The organism is Bartonella sp. AA23NXGY, from assembly GCF_042197165.1.
GTDB lineage: Bacteria > Pseudomonadota > Alphaproteobacteria > Rhizobiales > Rhizobiaceae > Bartonella.
Map to the genome: position 1 here is coordinate 228,981 of NZ_JBHIRO010000002.1, position 15,748 is coordinate 244,728.

Annotated in this window: 12 protein-coding genes, 2 tRNA genes and 1 pseudogene; 5 read left to right on the forward strand and 10 right to left on the reverse strand. The window is 35.7% G+C overall.

What is annotated here, in order from left to right; all coding sequences use genetic code 11:
- Positions 1-140: 140 nt before the first annotated feature.
- Complete coding sequence (gene pgi / locus ACFINY_RS02035; protein WP_375611444.1) at positions 141-1,805, forward strand: glucose-6-phosphate isomerase; 1,665 nt, start codon at positions 141-143, stop codon at positions 1,803-1,805.
- Between the two features lie 347 nt (positions 1,806-2,152).
- On the opposite strand, the gene ACFINY_RS02040 is transcribed toward pgi, so the two are convergent.
- Positions 2,153-2,242: transfer RNA gene (locus ACFINY_RS02040), tRNA-Ser, on the reverse strand.
- 285 nt (positions 2,243-2,527) lie between these two features.
- Here ACFINY_RS02040 and rplU point away from each other — a divergent pair.
- The 4 genes from rplU (at position 2,528) to ACFINY_RS02060 (ending at position 8,572) form a co-directional block, all read left to right on the forward strand.
- Positions 2,528-3,007: a 50S ribosomal protein L21 gene (gene rplU, locus ACFINY_RS02045; protein WP_375611445.1), complete on the forward strand. Its 480-nt coding sequence runs from the start codon at positions 2,528-2,530 to the stop codon at positions 3,005-3,007.
- Between the two features lie 12 nt (positions 3,008-3,019).
- Positions 3,020-3,289: a 50S ribosomal protein L27 gene (gene rpmA, locus ACFINY_RS02050; RefSeq protein WP_273723965.1), complete on the forward strand. Its 270-nt coding sequence runs from the start codon at positions 3,020-3,022 to the stop codon at positions 3,287-3,289.
- 1,404 nt (positions 3,290-4,693) lie between these two features.
- Positions 4,694-7,225, forward strand: coding sequence for a phosphoenolpyruvate--protein phosphotransferase (gene ptsP, locus ACFINY_RS02055; RefSeq protein WP_375611446.1), 2,532 nt, complete (start codon positions 4,694-4,696; stop codon positions 7,223-7,225).
- 1,257 nt (positions 7,226-8,482) lie between these two features.
- Positions 8,483-8,572, forward strand: a tRNA-Ser gene (locus ACFINY_RS02060).
- 475 nt (positions 8,573-9,047) lie between these two features.
- On the opposite strand, the gene ACFINY_RS02065 is transcribed toward ACFINY_RS02060, so the two are convergent.
- The 9 genes and pseudogenes from ACFINY_RS02065 to ACFINY_RS02105 all read right to left on the reverse strand — a co-directional run bounded on the left by ACFINY_RS02065 (position 9,048) and on the right by ACFINY_RS02105 (position 15,723).
- Positions 9,048-9,395, reverse strand: a complete 348-nt coding sequence (locus tag ACFINY_RS02065) for a hypothetical protein (protein WP_375611447.1) — start codon at positions 9,393-9,395, stop codon at positions 9,048-9,050.
- The gene (locus ACFINY_RS02070; RefSeq protein ID WP_375611448.1) at positions 9,392-10,267 is read right to left on the reverse strand and encodes an MFS transporter; all 876 of its coding nucleotides are present in this window, start codon (positions 10,265-10,267) and stop codon (positions 9,392-9,394) included. The genes ACFINY_RS02065 and ACFINY_RS02070 overlap by 4 nt, the downstream gene beginning before the upstream one ends.
- A gap of 365 nt (positions 10,268-10,632) precedes the next feature.
- Positions 10,633-10,803 carry a hypothetical protein gene (locus ACFINY_RS02075; RefSeq protein WP_375611449.1) on the reverse strand — a complete coding sequence of 57 codons (171 nt, stop codon included), beginning with the start codon at positions 10,801-10,803 and terminating at the stop codon, positions 10,633-10,635.
- A 1,480-nt stretch (positions 10,804-12,283) separates the two neighbouring features.
- Complete coding sequence (locus ACFINY_RS02080) at positions 12,284-12,607, reverse strand: cupin domain-containing protein (protein ID WP_375611450.1); 324 nt, start codon at positions 12,605-12,607, stop codon at positions 12,284-12,286.
- Positions 12,600-12,773: pseudogene (locus tag ACFINY_RS02085) on the reverse strand (YqcI/YcgG family protein); the annotation flags it as partial. The gene ACFINY_RS02080 and the pseudogene ACFINY_RS02085, both read right to left, overlap by 8 nt.
- 76 nt (positions 12,774-12,849) lie before the next feature.
- Positions 12,850-12,939 carry a YqcI/YcgG family protein gene (locus ACFINY_RS02090; protein ID WP_375611451.1) on the reverse strand — a complete coding sequence of 30 codons (90 nt, stop codon included), beginning with the start codon at positions 12,937-12,939 and terminating at the stop codon, positions 12,850-12,852.
- Positions 12,905-13,165, reverse strand: a complete 261-nt coding sequence (locus tag ACFINY_RS02095) for a hypothetical protein (protein WP_375611452.1) — start codon at positions 13,163-13,165, stop codon at positions 12,905-12,907. The genes ACFINY_RS02090 and ACFINY_RS02095 overlap by 35 nt, the downstream gene beginning before the upstream one ends.
- 165 nt (positions 13,166-13,330) lie before the next feature.
- Entirely contained in the window at positions 13,331-14,536 is a 1,206-nt protein-coding gene (locus tag ACFINY_RS02100) for an ATP-grasp domain-containing protein (RefSeq protein ID WP_375700784.1), read from the reverse strand.
- Positions 14,533-15,723: a hypothetical protein gene (locus tag ACFINY_RS02105; protein WP_375700788.1), complete on the reverse strand. Its 1,191-nt coding sequence runs from the start codon at positions 15,721-15,723 to the stop codon at positions 14,533-14,535. Before ACFINY_RS02105 ends, ACFINY_RS02100 begins: the two co-directional genes overlap by 4 nt.
- Positions 15,724-15,748 lie beyond the last annotated feature (25 nt).

A 15,748-nucleotide genomic window follows, 5' to 3' on the forward strand; every position in this document is an offset into this window, starting at 1 on the left:
TTCGGATCTTATCCTTTTATTTTGTATATTCTTTCATTTTTATGTGAGCAGTAAAAATAGCGAGCAATAAAGGAGGTGTTTTCTGCTTTGTTATTGTTTGGGCATAGATTTCATTATCAATAACCGTATAGGATAAGCTTATGGGAGATAGCTTTTCGATTCGAAATGAAATGGCTTTTGAAGCCACATTAAAAGCTTTAAGAAACCATGCTGCAAAGGATGGGGTCTATGATATTCGTCGGCATTTTGTAGAAGATGAACAGCGTTTTTCCCATTTTTCTCTCAGACTTGATGATCTTCTTTTCGATTTTTCAAAATGTGGTGTGACATTTAAAACATTGCAACTTCTAGATGATTTAGCGGTCGCAGCAGATGTGTTAGGCCGGCGTGATGCAATGTTTTCTGGTAAGGCGATTAATACAACTGAAAAACGCTCAGTTCTTCATATTGCATTACGTTTACCTGCTGATGAAATTTTCATGTTGGATGGTCATAATCTTATTCGCGATATTCAAGACGTCCTTGACGATATGGAAAGATTTTCTGAAAAGGTGCGTGATGGAAGCTATAAGGGAAGCAGTGGCGAGAGAATAAGTGATATTGTCAATATTGGTATTGGTGGTTCTGATCTTGGTCCTGCAATGGTCACGTATGCTTTAAAACCTTATCATGATGGTCCACAGTGTCATTTTGTTTCGAATGCTGACAGTGCCCATATTTCTGATACTCTCTCTATTTTGAATCCAGCAACAACGCTGTTTGTCATTGCTTCTAAAACTTTTACAACGGCTGAAACAATGGTCAATGCTCAAGTTGCACGTCAGTGGATTTGTTCACATTTAGGAGAAGAAGCCGTTTGTACGCATTTTGTTGCTGTTTCAAGTGCGCTTGATAAAGTGGCAGAATTTGGCATAGATTCCACAAGAGTTTTTAAATTTTGGAATTGGGTTGGAGGACGTTATTCAATTTGGTCAGCCATTGGACTTGTTGTTATGTTTGCAGTAGGTGGTGGAAATTTTCGCCAATTTCTCAATGGTGCTTTGCAAATGGATCAACATTTTAAAACTATGTCTTTGCATAAAAATATTCCTATTCGTTTTGCTCTTTTAGGATTCTGGCATCGTGTTATTTGTGGTTATTCATCACGTTCGATCATTCCTTATGCACAGCGTTTAATACATTTTCCAGCTTATTTACAACAGCTTGATATGGAATCAAATGGTAAGCAAGTCTCGCTGGATGGAAAACCATTAAGTTTTTCAAGTGGTCCAATTGTTTGGGGGGATTCAGGAACAAATAGTCAACATGCTTTTTTTCAGCTTCTGCATCAAGGAACAGATATTATTCCTGTAGAATTTATTTTATTTATAAAAGGGCATGAGAAAAAATTACATTCTATGTATGAGATGTTGCTAGCAAACGGTTTAGCACAATCAAAAGCCTTGATGAAGGGGCGTAGTCTTGAAGATGCTCGGCATATCTTGATAAAAAATGGAGTTGATGAGGGTGAAGCAGACCATTTAGCACGTCATAGAAGTTTTAAAGGAAACCGTCCCAGCATTACGCTGGTTCAAGATTCATTAACACCTTTTGCACTCGGTCGTCTTATTGCGCTTTATGAACATCGCACTTTTGTTGAAGGGATTTTAATGAATATTAATTCATTTGATCAATGGGGTGTTGAACTTGGTAAAGAATTAGCAAACGAGTTACTACCAATTCTTCGTGGAGAAAGTAAAGCGGATAATCGTGATAGTTCAACATTAGGGTTGCTAGCACATATTCAAGCAAGACGTGCAAAATAAATATAATTTTACAGTAGGTTTTGTACTAACTAAGCAAAAGTAGAATGAGAGAGAAATATGAGATAATTCTTTAATTTTACTATGCCTTCTCTTATTATCTGGATTAGATTTATGTAACAGAAAATCAAAAAAGTGCAAAAATTGTAAAAATGAGAATTTATTCGCAAAAACGATAAAGACCTTTGAGAGGTCTTTGAAGACCCTTTGAGAACCCCTTAAAAACTCTTTGAAAAAAATAAATTGGTACAAAACCTAGTGTCAAAATATACAAAACCCGCTGGCAAGCTACAGCTACAACCGGAAAGCTAGGATTAAAGACAGTTTTAATAATATCGCTTTATAAACTGTGGCGGAGAGAGAGGGATTTGAACCCCCGATAGAGTTGCCCCTATGCCGCATTTCGAGTGCGGTGCTTTCAACCACTCAGCCATCTCTCCATAATAAAGTGAAACAAAAATCGGCACTATTTGAGTGTATAAGGGGTAGATAACCTTCAATTGTTTTTGGTACAACCTTTTTTTCTTTTTTATGGGACTTTATTGACAGAGAATAGAAATTCCTTCATATATACAAAATATAAGCGTGGGGAAATCTGCGCATATTTGTGTTGAAGAAGGTTTTATCCTTCTTTGGGATCTATTACGACTGATAAAAAGCAGCCTATTTTCCCTTATTTCAAGGCAGAAATTAAATAAGAGCTGGAGTGAACGGAAGGATAAAAAATGTTCGCAGTCATTAAAACTGGTGGTAAGCAATACCGCATTGTTGCTAATCAAGTGGTAAAAGTTGAAAAAGTTAGTGGAAATGCGGGTGATGTGGTTGAATTCAATGACATATTAATGGTTGGGCAAGAAGGTAATGCGGTTATTGGTACCCCTGTCGTTGCTGATGCATTGGTGACAGCTGAGATTTTAGAACAGGCACGTGGGCGCAAGGTTATCGCATTTAAGAAGCGCCGTCGTCAAAATTCTAAACGCACGCGTGGCCATCGTCAAGAATTTACGAGGCTTCGTGTTTTAGAAATTTTAATGGGTGGTTCAAAACCTAAAAAAGTTGCTGCGAAACCTATAAAAGAAGAAGAAACTACACCAAAAGAAACAAAAGCTGCTGCTTCTGTTGAGAAGACGGCTAAAAAAACGGTTGAAAAAAAGACTGCGTCGCAGAAGAAAGCATCTGTAGCATCAAAGAGTAAGAAAGATTAAAGGAGAGCGTCTATGGCACATAAAAAAGCTGGTGGTTCCTCGCGTAATGGTCGTGATTCAGAATCGAAACGTCTAGGCGTTAAAAAATTTGGTGGTGAAACCGTTATTGCCGGAAATATTATTATTCGCCAGCGTGGTACACGTTGGCATCCTGGAAACAATGTCGGCATTGGAAAAGACCATACGCTTTTTGCATTATCAAATGGAAAGGTTTCTTTTCAACGCAAAGCGGGTAATCGTTCCTATGTTTCAGTCATTCCTATGGTGGAGGCAGCAGAGTAATCTGTAACACTCTCTAGCCATCAACGGGATTTCATTGAATTGTAGTTGTGGTTTTATAAGTATTCAAAGGGAAAGATGAATCTCATCTTTCCCTTTTTGCGTTGGTACTATAATAAATGTAGAAGATAAAAAGGTAGAATCGGGGAAATGGCTTTTCTCAATGAGGGAAAAAGTTTGTGCGCTGTTATGTTAGTATTTAAGTACTGAACATATTGATATTATGATAGAGTTTGTTGATAAGTTTCTGTATAATAATCAGTGAGGAGAGACTTTCTTTTTATGTATGAAGAAGCGTCGAGTAATTTCTTATAAGAGAAGCAGTTTGTTTTCAGAAAATTATGAGAAATTTAATGAGAGCATTATTGATGTAATCATTTTGATAAAGATGGATCTTTTTATCGGCATTGTGGTATTGATGAGTTGTCATACTGTTTTTAGGTGGTAGTGTGGGTAGGTGGGGCTATTCATTTAAAAAGACATAGGGATAAAAAATCCATAAGAAGGTAGTCAAAACTACTTTGAAAGTGACGTGCATTAAGGAATTTTCGGTAAATCGAGAGTGAAATTATATTTTTAAGGAGTACGGTGTTTAAAGATATAAAAATAACCAACTTGCAATCAGCGCCCTTCAAGAATATTTTTTCTGATTTCACTATTATTGTGTATTGTTGAAAATAGACAAGCATAAGAGCTAGGGTTAAGGCAATAATTGCTTTTCATTTTTTACTTTATTTATCTTATTTGTAGAGTTTTTCTTGATTTTAGTAGTTGGTGATGGTGCTTGGGGGGGGGATGTCGTACTTTGCAAATGTGCGACAGAGGGCATTGTGTATTTGCGATATTGATTGAAGTAAAGGTGTAGCTTAAAATATATAAATATTATATATCGAGAGTTTGATATCATAAGATGGGTAGCACGGAATTTTAAAGATGATAAGTTGCATGGAGCAATTTGTAATTATGTAATGAACTTATAAAGAGGGATAATAGGTTAAATAAACTTTGAGGAATCAATTAAAATATTAGCTGAAGTTACGGATGATTGGGAAGGATGCTTTCTTGTAGGGAGAATAGTGAAAAGTTATGTTGGATAACTTAGGATAATGAGAGCATTTTGAAAGCATAGTTTTTCAGGTGATTAGTGCTGTAAAAAACGGGGTTTTGTCTTTGTAAAGTAAAAGAGTAAGAGGCGGACTTGTTTATGATGGTTTTAAGCACTTAGGTGGATAATAATATCTAATTGTTTTATCGGTTATATTGAGGTATTTAAGCACCTCACTTAGCTATATTCTGTAAATATAAAGAGAGCTGTGGTGGTATTTATAGCTTGTATTTTGGGAAATGCAGCTTTGAAAAGGAATGTATCAGAGATATTGGTGTTCAAATGTGAGGCAATTTGAATTCATGATGAGATATGAGAAAGCAGAAGCAATGAATGTAGATTTTACTGATGGTGAAATCTTGTCTATAAGATCTGTACAACTTGCAGCTGCTTTTGATCATAAAAATGATGCAATTTATGCTGCTGCTGAATTGCTTGTGCAGGTTGGTGCAGTTGATAAGTGTTATCTGGCAAGTATGCTTGCACGTGAAGAAACAACCAATACTTGGCTTGGAAATGGTATAGCCATTCCTCATGGTATGGCTGAAAATCGTGATTTAATTATCAAGGATGCTGTTGCTGTTATACAGGTGCCTGCTGGTGTTGAGTGGCAGGATGGCAAGAAAGCATATTTGGTTATTGCCATTGCAGCGTGTCCAGATCGCTATAGAGAAATTTGTAAAAAATTGACGTCTCTTTTATTTGATAAAAAACAGCTTGAAGTACTTGCAACAACTATGGACAAACAGCAAATTGTTACAACTTTGTTTGACCAAGAGATGAAGATAGAAAAAACTTTTATTGGTGACCTTTCGGTGTGTCAGGAATGGACTTTAGATTATCCAAGTGGTCTTCATGCACGACCAGCTTCTCTATGGGTTGATTTTGCGAAAAAGGCTCAAAACTCTATCAGAGTTCGCCATGGTCAATATACCGTTGAAATGAAAAATTTGGTTGGTTTATTGCAATTAGGAGCAAAAAACGGTGATGTTCTGATTTTTTCTACAGATGCTACAGAAGGAGCACAACTTCTCAATGATGCCATTGCTATTGCAAAAAAAGTGAGTATTAGTGAAAAATGTCTGATGAGAGCAATGGAATCTCAAACAAAGGCTTTTCATGGTTGGTATCCACGCTCTATGCAAAAAGGCATTTCTGGTGTTGGAGCGAGTTCAGGATTAGCATTTGGTAAGATTTTTGTTTTAAGGCAAAATGATATTTCCATAATAGATCAGCCAATTGATTTTGCAGCTGGTGCAGCATGTCTTGAAAATGCTCTTACAAAAACAAAACATAAAATGGCATCTGTGATTTCTGATATTACAGTGCGTATGGGAGCAGATTCTGCTGCGATTTTTTCTGCGCAAATGGTTTTGCTTGAAGATGAAAATTTAATAGCTCAAGCTTGTCGTTTTATAGCGGAAGGTCATGGTGTCGCTTGGTCTTGGGATAGAGCGGTTCGTCAATTTTCAGATATGTTTTTTAAGGTAGATAATCCTTTGTTAGCAGCACGTGCTGTTAATTTAGTTGATGTTGGTCGACGTGTTTTAGGTGAAATCAATCCATCCTATAGATCGTTCTTTTTAAATGATATTCCACATGGTGTAATTCTGGTTACAAATGACCTTTCTCCTTCTGATGTAGCACAACTTGATTGTACAAGGGTAAAAGGATTAGCAACAGCATGGGGAGGTCCATTATCTCATACAGCTATTTTGGCGCGTACTCTTGGTATTCCAATGGTTGTTGCTGCAGGTGATGATATTTTAGCAATTCAGTCTGATATTCAGGCTATTATTGATGGCGATAACGGGTTTATTTACCTTAATCCTACGCTTGAAGACGTTGAAGATGCTCAAAGGCATATTGATACTGTTGCGCAAAAACGTGTCAGTGAAATAAATGCATGTAGATTACCAGCGCAAACGACAGATGGTCAAAGAATTCGTATCATGGCTAATGTCAACTACGCAAATCAGGTTCCTGTTGCGCTTGATTTAGGGGCTGAAGGTGTTGGACTCATGCGCACGGAATTTTTGTTTTTAGAGAATCCATATATTCCAGATGAAGAGCTACAATTTAATATATATCGGGCGATGATTACAGCTGTAGGAGATAAGCCATTAATTATTCGTGCACTTGATATTGGTGGAGATAAACAGGTTACGCATTTACATTTATCTAAAGAGGACAATCCTTTTTTAGGTGTTCGAGGAACGCGGCTTTTGTTACGTCGACGTGATCTTTTGGTGCCTCAATTACGTGCTTTATATCGAGCGGCAAAAGAGGGTGGAGATCTATGGATTGTGTTTCCGATGGTCATGTCTGTTTCAGAGATTGTCGCTATAAAAAAGATTGCAGAGGAAATCCGCAACGATGTTGATGCACCAAAATTAAAACTTGGTATTATGATCGAAGTTCCAGCAGCGGCCATTATGGCAGATGTATTAAGCGCCCATGTTGATTTTTTTTCAATTGGAACCAATGACCTAACACAGTATACAATGGCTGTTGATCGGCAAAATCCGTACCTTGTGTCTGAAGCTGATAGCCTTGATCCAGCAGTTTTGCGTATGATTTATCAGACTATTCAGGGAGCTGCACAACATAAGTGTTGGGTGAGTGTATGTGGTGGTATGGCTGGAGATCCTTTTGGTGCAATGATTTTGACTGGATTGGGAATTAATGAGCTTTCTATGATATCTTGCGATATTTCTCCAGTAAAGGCGTGTTTACAGACTCATAGTTTTGAAGATATGAAAATTTTAGCACAAAAAGCATTACAATGTGAAACTGCACGAGCTGTACGTGCTCTAAGCAAGGATATAAGGTAATAAAGAACATTAAGGGGAAAGAACGAGCTGCATTTTGCAGACTAATCAGATCTTTAGTGTTGTAAAACATTAATACAGTATATTAATTTATAATGGTAATTTATCGTTTTACATAATGAGAAACCTGAATATTGTAGGGTTTTTTCGTTTTAAATTTCTCTATATTTAATTAATAAAAATTACTCTTTTATACATTACAAGGAGGAGTAATGTATGGATAAAAACACTCTAAGAAAGAATAAATTCCTTTTATGCATTCTCTCAAATAGCAATAGATATTGTAACATTAGGCGACAAATAGCGTGATAGTACTTGGCTTTTACTTTTTATTTAAGGAAAGATGATGTTATCCAATAGATTTTATACCATTCATAGATACCGTATGAGGTAGATGTGGCAAGCTTTAAGAGATGTTTTTTTACAAACGTGTGGATGAGAAAGAAAATAGTATTTTTAGAGTATTCTGTTTTGTGATGAGACCATATCACGCTTAAAGAATGCGATAATCAAAAGTATAAAGTAATACGTAATTTTTTTAAATAATGGAGACTACTTTAGATATTTTGAAAACTGTAAAGCTGAATTTAAAAATATATGGTAAAAATGAAAACAGGTTTGCATTTTTATGATTTTGTATTTGATCAAAATGAGACTATTTTTTCATTTTAGAAAATAAAATATATTCATACATATTAAATTAAAAATGCAAAGTTTTTTTCTGAATTTTATTTTCTTTAGTATCAACTAAATATAGAAGCGTGAAATTGAATAGAGGATTTAGAATAGGGCTTATTATGTAATCCTATGAAAGAGAAAACTGATACCATCACGCTATTTTACAGCTCTCAATGTTGCAAAAATTCGTGCTATTTAAGAAAATGCATAAGAGCCGCTTATCCTCTCTTAAAATGTTCTTCCCCCACATACCATCCCTTCCTATGACGTATAAGTAAGTGATTTTAATTATTTGGTTGTGTAAAACTATGGTCTGTATGCTAATTTTAAGAGAAGTATTTTTTTGTGAAGCAGAAAGTGCGTAAATGAGCATGAAAGTTTATAACTGGTGACAATCTTTTTATTCTCATTATTGTATTCTACAAACCTATCCACGAAAAAAGTTTTTTCTTAAAAAGAAGGGATGTGCTTGTTATTCAACAGATAAAAGCTCTTACTTTAATAAATGAATTTGTTTTTTGGGTTTTGAATGTATAGTTTAGACTTGCACGTTATTTCTTTCTGGGTATAGTGCGAACTTCTGGAGAGGTGGCCGAGTGGTTGAAGGCGCACGCCTGGAACGCGTGTATATGGGAAACCATATCGAGGGTTCGAATCCCTCTCTCTCCGCCATTAATTTAAAACGAACTTTCATATGCTTGATATGACATAGTTTAAAAAGCTCAGCATTTGCAGGATTTTTTATTGTTTGCAATTCACCAGTTCGCGTCGATCTATGCTTATCATTATGTACACCTAGAAATTGCTGTTGAATTTCCATGAATTTTATACTTTTTAAGCTCCTCTCCTCTCGATCTTGAGATAACCTGATCTAGTATAAACGATCTTTTCAAATATCATCACAGGATTTTTGCCATTATCACTAACTTCTGGTAGAGCTTTTAGAATTAATGGTGATCATAGTGCTATTTGCAATTTCGTTGATTAACGCGCTAAATGCGTTTTATCCCACATGAGAGGTAACGAATACCTCAGCTTTTCTCACGCAATGTGTTTATTTAAAATTAATGTCATGAATATTTGTACAAAATTTTTATCTATACGATAATCAAAAAAAGGCTGACGTAATATAATAATTGAACATCATTCATGCGGCGCTTTCTTTTATCTCTAAGCTTTGTATGTAAATAGATAGTCCGTGCAAAATAAATAAAGGGGCGCAAAAGCCTATAAATACACACAGGACGTATAATATAGAAAATGAAAAAAATTTTCCTGCATATAAAAGTACAATAGAGAATAAAGCTGTTATGATGCGTACACTGGCATCGCCTGCCAAAATCACCTCGGCTAAATTTTCACTAGGTGTGATAGCTTGTCCAATTGTTATTCCCGATACCCTAAAATAAAATTGCCCAATACCTAATAAAAATCCCATAATATAAAGGGAATATTGAGTAAAATTTAAATATAAAACAAAAGAGATTGCGATCACGGCAAAAGCCGGTGCCCCCATACAAAAAAACGAATTAAAGATGGAAATTTCCGTAAATAATAAGATGAGATAAGACCATTGATCACAAAACCCAGTGCTGACAAAGCAAAAATAGAATTTTGAATGGCTGTAAATTTTATATTATCTGATGTTATAGAAGCAAGAACAAGTGGCAATAAAACAATAGGCCCCGTATAGAGAGAATTATTCAAAATACGATTAATCGTTAAAAAACGCAACGCAGAAATCCGCCAAAGGCACCTGAACCCAACTCCATAAGCTTTTTGAGATGGCTTTTTTAATAGCTCTTTTGCTCTGTTTAGTTGTTGTATAGACTTTATACGAAACCATAAGCAGGCATTCAAAAGATAGATAAATACAATAAAGGCTATGGCTATTTTGTGCCCCAAATGCGCAATTATAAAATATATAAGCAATGGGGATATAATAACAAAAAACTGACAGCAACTAGTGTAAAATGCAAAAATTCCAGCTTTTTGTTTGGGAGCTGGAATCAGCTGATTCAAGGCACTATTGTTATTTGGGTTATCAGCCCCCATCAAGAGAGAAAGTAAAAAAAATACAAATAAAATAAGTACTGGATTGTTCATAAATAATAAGAAAGACAATAAACAAGCGCCAATAATTTGACTATAAAACCCAATTATAAAGCCTTGATAGTGCGCCAACACGTTTCCCAAACATAAGCCAGAAATTCCAATTGCGATTAAATTAACGACATTTAAAGTAGCAGACGCTTCTCCCGTTGTATCTTGGAATTGTAACAAAGAAAGGCCAATAGATAATACACCACTAGCACAAAAACTCGTCAAACAACCAATCACAATCATAAGAAAAACAGAATTATGCAATAGCCTCCTCCCTCTTAAACAGAGACTCAAGCCATTTTATGATTTTCTCCATTGTCGAATATGGTTCGGTACTAAATTCCAGTTTTTCATAAAAGTTTAGTTCAAATGCGTTATAGGCACTTATTTTTTGAAAGTCATCTGTCAGCATGAATTCTATACTTGGCAACGTTGTACCCATAGATTGAGACAAATAATAGGAAATTACTTTCCAATACATATAGGTACACTCTCTTGCCAAATAATTTTCCAAGGCATATTTCAAGTGACAACCACTTAAAATATATTTCGGACAATGGTGCAACGGATAATAAATACAAATAGCACCGGCTTCATGTCCCAGACAAGAAGAAATATTAATATTTTTATCATTTCATAATATTATAAAAACGCTCAGTGAGCAGATCTTCCAAATTTAGTCTAGTCACAACAAGATTGGTTGCTAATTTTTGAGAAACATGAGACCAAGCCAATCTTACTACTAAAGTTCCAATAACCTTTAAGTCAGATTCTGGATAAGCTTTTTTTAAATTTTCCACCCATATGTCTCTGTGACATATAATAATTGGCTCATCTCGTCTGAATGAACAAGATGTAATTCTAAACCAATATTATCACAAAGTTTTGAGCTCTTGAATTCTCCGTATCCTAATCTGGTATTCTTAAATCATCATAGGAACTAAGAATTTTTAAGTATTCCAACTTTTATTAAACTTTGTAACAATCTATTAGAATCTCCCCTTCACTGACTTCGACAATTATTTTCTCACCACTACAAGAACAAAAAATTATCTTTGAATTTGCTTACTTTTAGAAAGAAAAATGAGCAATACTTTTCCTTAACTAAAAGAAACACGCTCTATACCTTTTTCTTTATGATTATCAAAAAACTATCCCGTTACAATTAACCATCAATTATTAGAATAATATTCTGCGTTTAGCCTAATAAACTGTTATAATCAATGTTTTTCTCTGTTCTAAAAATCAGTGCTTTTCATTCTAGAGATACTCGTAATTGCTGTAAAATCTTTCCCAAATAACACGATCACCCTGAGAAGTTTTATACATACACACTACATTATACGGAATGCTATGTATTTTTTAACTTACTCAACTAACAAACATCTTTTAATGGACAAAATAAATCACGAAATTTCTGTGCTGTCACAATTCGAAAAACAATCATATATCTCCCTCCAATGATAGACGATGTCATTAGAAGAAAGCTTTAATGATATTGGTAGAATAAATTAACCAGAAAAAATTGCAGCGTTGATGGAATAAATTCTATTTTATACCTTGTAATTCTATCTAAATTTTAATCATTTTTGTTAAAGGTTCTTATGCAATTTTTTCTACATTCAGCATCATTTTACCACTTGTTGGCAACAAAAGATTAATAGCTAAATTCACCTATGTCATAATAGTTCTTTTTTGGGTAAAATAGGACATCTTCAATTTCGATATATAAATATTTTAATTCTTTAATATATTCTCTTCACATGCTTTAGATTAACAACACAACAAAACCCAAAATAAAAATATTTATTTTACTTAAGTTATTGAATATTATTTAAAAAGTATGGAAATAAAGTGATGCAAGAGTTAAAAATTATTTAAAAATTCAAATCCATCTACATTTTAGAGCCATCACGCATGGTAATAGCAGTTTTCATTAGGTATACTAAATATGCTTGATAACTTTTCTGCTTCATGCTTGTAGGGAATTTCAGATAGAGATAATACCAGAATCCATTCGTGAATGCTCGACAATAAAGCTGTAAACAAAATTATTTCCTTTTTGTTTAATCCGTTAAGCTTGATCCATTTTTTATTCCTAAAGAATAACGTTCTATTTTGTACTGTAAAATGCGGTTTCTGAAAAGTTTCTACGTTGGTTTGGGTAGAGGACGTAAATTTCATAGCCTTATTTTCCGCAGAATCTATGGGCGCATTATGGGAAGCAGGAGTAAAAGAATAAAATCCTGTATGAGAAAGAATCCATTAAAGAGCGTGCGGTTACCCATCTCTAATATCTCCAATAGTGAGATTTTCTGTAGCAATTGCATATATGCATCCTACATCTGCCGCAATTGATTTGTGCCTTGTATTGGCAGGTAGATGTATAATATCTCCTAGTGTACAGGTTATATGTTTTTCGCTATAGAAAAAATCTAACTCTCCCTCTATAATTAAGAGAGTTTCATCGACCTGGTGAATATGCCAATCGTGTATTTTTTTTGGAAAATCTCTTTGTATCTCTATTGATCCTTGCTCTGGAAGCATCATTTTGAATATATCATGGATATTTTTATTTAATTTAATTTTAGAAAATTTAGTCATTATCGTGCTCCATTATATGATATGGGCAAGGTGGGGATTCAATATTATTATCTTGCAGGAAGTATTGCGTCCATTCTCTATTTTGGGGGGCGCCATATTTTCCTAAAAAAGGAGATTTTGTGATAATATCAAAAGGTTCAAGCTTTTTTCCTACAACGAGAATGCATTTTTTGCTTTTTGTTCTGTAGAGAGAAGATCAGAAAAAACCCACCTAGGCTGGAAAGTTAACATAAATATAGAACTTACTTAATTCTGTTTATATAAGACGGGGTATTGTAAACTATGAATATAGGTTCGCTATGAAAGCAGAACTCCCATAGACGATTGTACATATTTTTTGTATATACTTAGGTCATTCTCGGTTGTCAAAATCTCGCAAGTTTTTAAGCATAGATCAGAATTTTTCTCTATAAACTTCGATACTTTGTATGGGGCCGGCTCCTCGAATGTAACAAAAGATGTGTTTTTTCCAAAACTTTTATAATTATCGCAATAAGTTATCAGGTCTTCCATCATATTTTTTGCGGTCAACTTATTGTAGAACCCAAATCTAAGCATATTTTTTGAGTATCCATTTACACCGAATAGGCAGAAAAGGCCTAATTGTGTTATTCATGGTTGCATTGAATTCTTTAAAAATGACTTGCTTCCATTTTTAATACTTGTCTATATTTTCAATTGACTGCGCTTCTGAATTCATGTTTTCCTCCCAATTGCTGTATTTTATAAGAAATTGCTACGAATAATCCTCTCCAAAGCTGATAATTCATCATCACTGTGTGCCCAAATTGCTATAATAGCTGGGCAGGTATTTAAATCGATGGTTAGGGGGAGGGGCTCGTTTTCTTTAAAAAAGAGCATAAAATGAACCACATTTTCCCAAGAATGAAGCTTTTGCCGCCATACATTAACATCTTTTATAATATGACCGTCGATCTCGTTGATAAGGAAGATAATACGCCCTTTTTTCTTAAAGCGACTTGGTGTTTGCGAAAACACGCCTGCAATAAGGTTAACGGAGCTTTCAAGTAAATCATCTTCATAGCAATGTGCGAACAAGGTGGGTGCAATTCCTCCGTGGAGGCGGGCTCCTACTTCAATCATCACTGGACCACGAGCGGTTTGCATGATTTCCATATGCGCAGGTCCATATTCAATTCCCAGCACGCGAATGCATTGTTTTGCATAAGAGATAAGAGGGGCATAAGAGGGATCTTGAGCATCAAGCACATCAAGCGTTTCATAAACAAAAGTACTTCCATTATGAATACCTTTTTTATATCGTGACAAACTACATATTTTTATAGCCTCTCCCTTTACAACGGCATCGACGATGTATTCCTCTCCCTCCAATCTTTCTTGGAGCAAATAAGCCTCGTTAGGTGCGTCAAAAATATTTTTTTTCTTCCAGTCGATTTCAGAGGTCCACGTTACTACTTCCTCAAGATTAGAGAAAAATAAAACACCATCACTCCCTGCAGAATCATTTGGCTTTACCACATAGCCGCTGTGGCTTTCAAAACCATCGAAAGTACAATCGTTTTTTGTAAGAATCTTTGATCGGATGTAAGATAAACCATTTTCACAAAGGCGTTTTTGCATCGCTGCTTTTTTCCGTCGCCAATCGGTAGTCAAGGGGTTATTCCCAAGACAACCATAATAAGCCGCCAATTGCTCTGCACAATAGATACCTCTTTCGGCACCCGCTATTACAGCCTCTATCGTGCCGATAGGAAAACGTTTCTTTATCTCATCTACACTATGAAGCTTCGCTTCTGCCATGCCCTTTCCCTGATAAGAAAGCATAAAGTGTGAAAAAGGAGCTGCTTGAGAGACAAGACTATAACAAGCATAGCCTAATTTTTGCAAAGCAGGGCCATAGAGGGCACCCGTGGAGAAAGGGTCGACAATAAGAATAGGTTTTCTCATACTTTGTTCCGCTGTAATAAAAGGAAAAGAACATAAATAAAGATTATCAACCCTATAAGGGGCAGAAGATAAACAGCTGCTTGAGGACCCATAAGGGCAGAGCTTGTAAGAAGACCAAGAATGACATAACCTGCCGACTGGGAGAGAGTATAAAGCATGCCGCTATAGCTTCCCACCAGCTCTGCTTGAGCCTCTGTTTTGGTCGCTTCAATCGTATGTTTGCGGGCATTAATTCGCATGGTATTCATTGAAAAGCCAATAAAAAAGCAAAAGACCACAGCCAAATAGGGCGATTGTGTGGTGCTAAAAATAAGATCAGCTACGCTCAACATAAGGGCTGGGAGAATAAATTCAAAACGAGGGATTTTGATAAAAGCAGCCAAAAAAGCGCCCACGCCCGCAACCGCACTGCAAAGCCCATAATATTCAGAGCCAAAATTTTTCACACTCTGAAAAAGAATAGTTGCCAGCGTATTATAAGCGCAAATATGAAAGCCAATAAGTCCTATGCAGACGCATAAAAGTTTAAGCTCATGGGAGAGCTCATCCACTTGCGGTGTAGGTGCTGGCTTCTTACCAGTTGCAAGTGCTGTGGTATCTGTAGCGTTGTATTCATCGCAAAAGATAATATATCCGGCTATAAGGCTTATAATGATGTCAAACATACAAAGTGTCACAATCAAACCATTATAACCAATTTCAGCCGCTGCCCCTCGAGGGCTGGTCGCTTCTAAGAGATAACCACTTAGTGCTGCTCCCAAAAATGCGCCAATTTGCACCACTGTTTGCATAATGCGGGAAGCCTTTTGGGCGCTAATATAACCACTAAGTGCTAGTTTAGTATTATAAGTCTCGAGTGTGCTTAAGGTAATCAAAGAGAGATAGCCGATAGAGATAGAGACAGCGATAAAACCAAAGGGGGAATCAGCGTAATGGAAAAGAGCAATCAATAAAAGAAGGCTATAGATAATGATCCGCCTTTTGTATAAATCGACCAACCGCAATGAGGCTTTAATGCGCACAAGACCGCTTTTTTTCAAAAGGTAGGGCATAAGGGTGCCCAAAGCCATGGTTACGCCCAGGAAAACCGATGAGGATGTTATGCGATAAGCATTCCAAAGATTACTTAAAAATAAAACCATATCAGAAAGATACAGCAGGACAACAAGCCCATAAAACCGAAACATCAGTTGTTTGTGCACATTATCCCCC

Bases quoted from the DNA above. Each gene is read 5' to 3' on its own strand.
- pgi (WP_375611444.1), top strand. From the start codon at position 141: ATGGGAGATAGCTTTTCGATTCGAAATGAAATGGCTTTTGAAGCCACA.
- rplU (WP_375611445.1), top strand. From the start codon at position 2,528: ATGTTCGCAGTCATTAAAACTGGTGGTAAGCAATACCGCATTGTTGCT.
- rpmA (WP_273723965.1), top strand. From the start codon at position 3,020: ATGGCACATAAAAAAGCTGGTGGTTCCTCGCGTAATGGTCGTGATTCA.
- ptsP (WP_375611446.1), top strand. From the start codon at position 4,694: ATGATGAGATATGAGAAAGCAGAAGCAATGAATGTAGATTTTACTGAT.
- ACFINY_RS02080 (WP_375611450.1), bottom strand. From the start codon at position 12,607: ATGACTAAATTTTCTAAAATTAAATTAAATAAAAATATCCATGATATA.
- ACFINY_RS02090 (WP_375611451.1), bottom strand. From the start codon at position 12,939: ATGTACAATCGTCTATGGGAGTTCTGCTTTCATAGCGAACCTATATTC.
- ACFINY_RS02095 (WP_375611452.1), bottom strand. From the start codon at position 13,165: ATGCTTAGATTTGGGTTCTACAATAAGTTGACCGCAAAAAATATGATG.
- ACFINY_RS02100 (WP_375700784.1), bottom strand. From the start codon at position 14,536: ATGAGAAAACCTATTCTTATTGTCGACCCTTTCTCCACGGGTGCCCTC.
- ACFINY_RS02105 (WP_375700788.1), bottom strand. From the start codon at position 15,723: ATGTTTCGGTTTTATGGGCTTGTTGTCCTGCTGTATCTTTCTGATATG.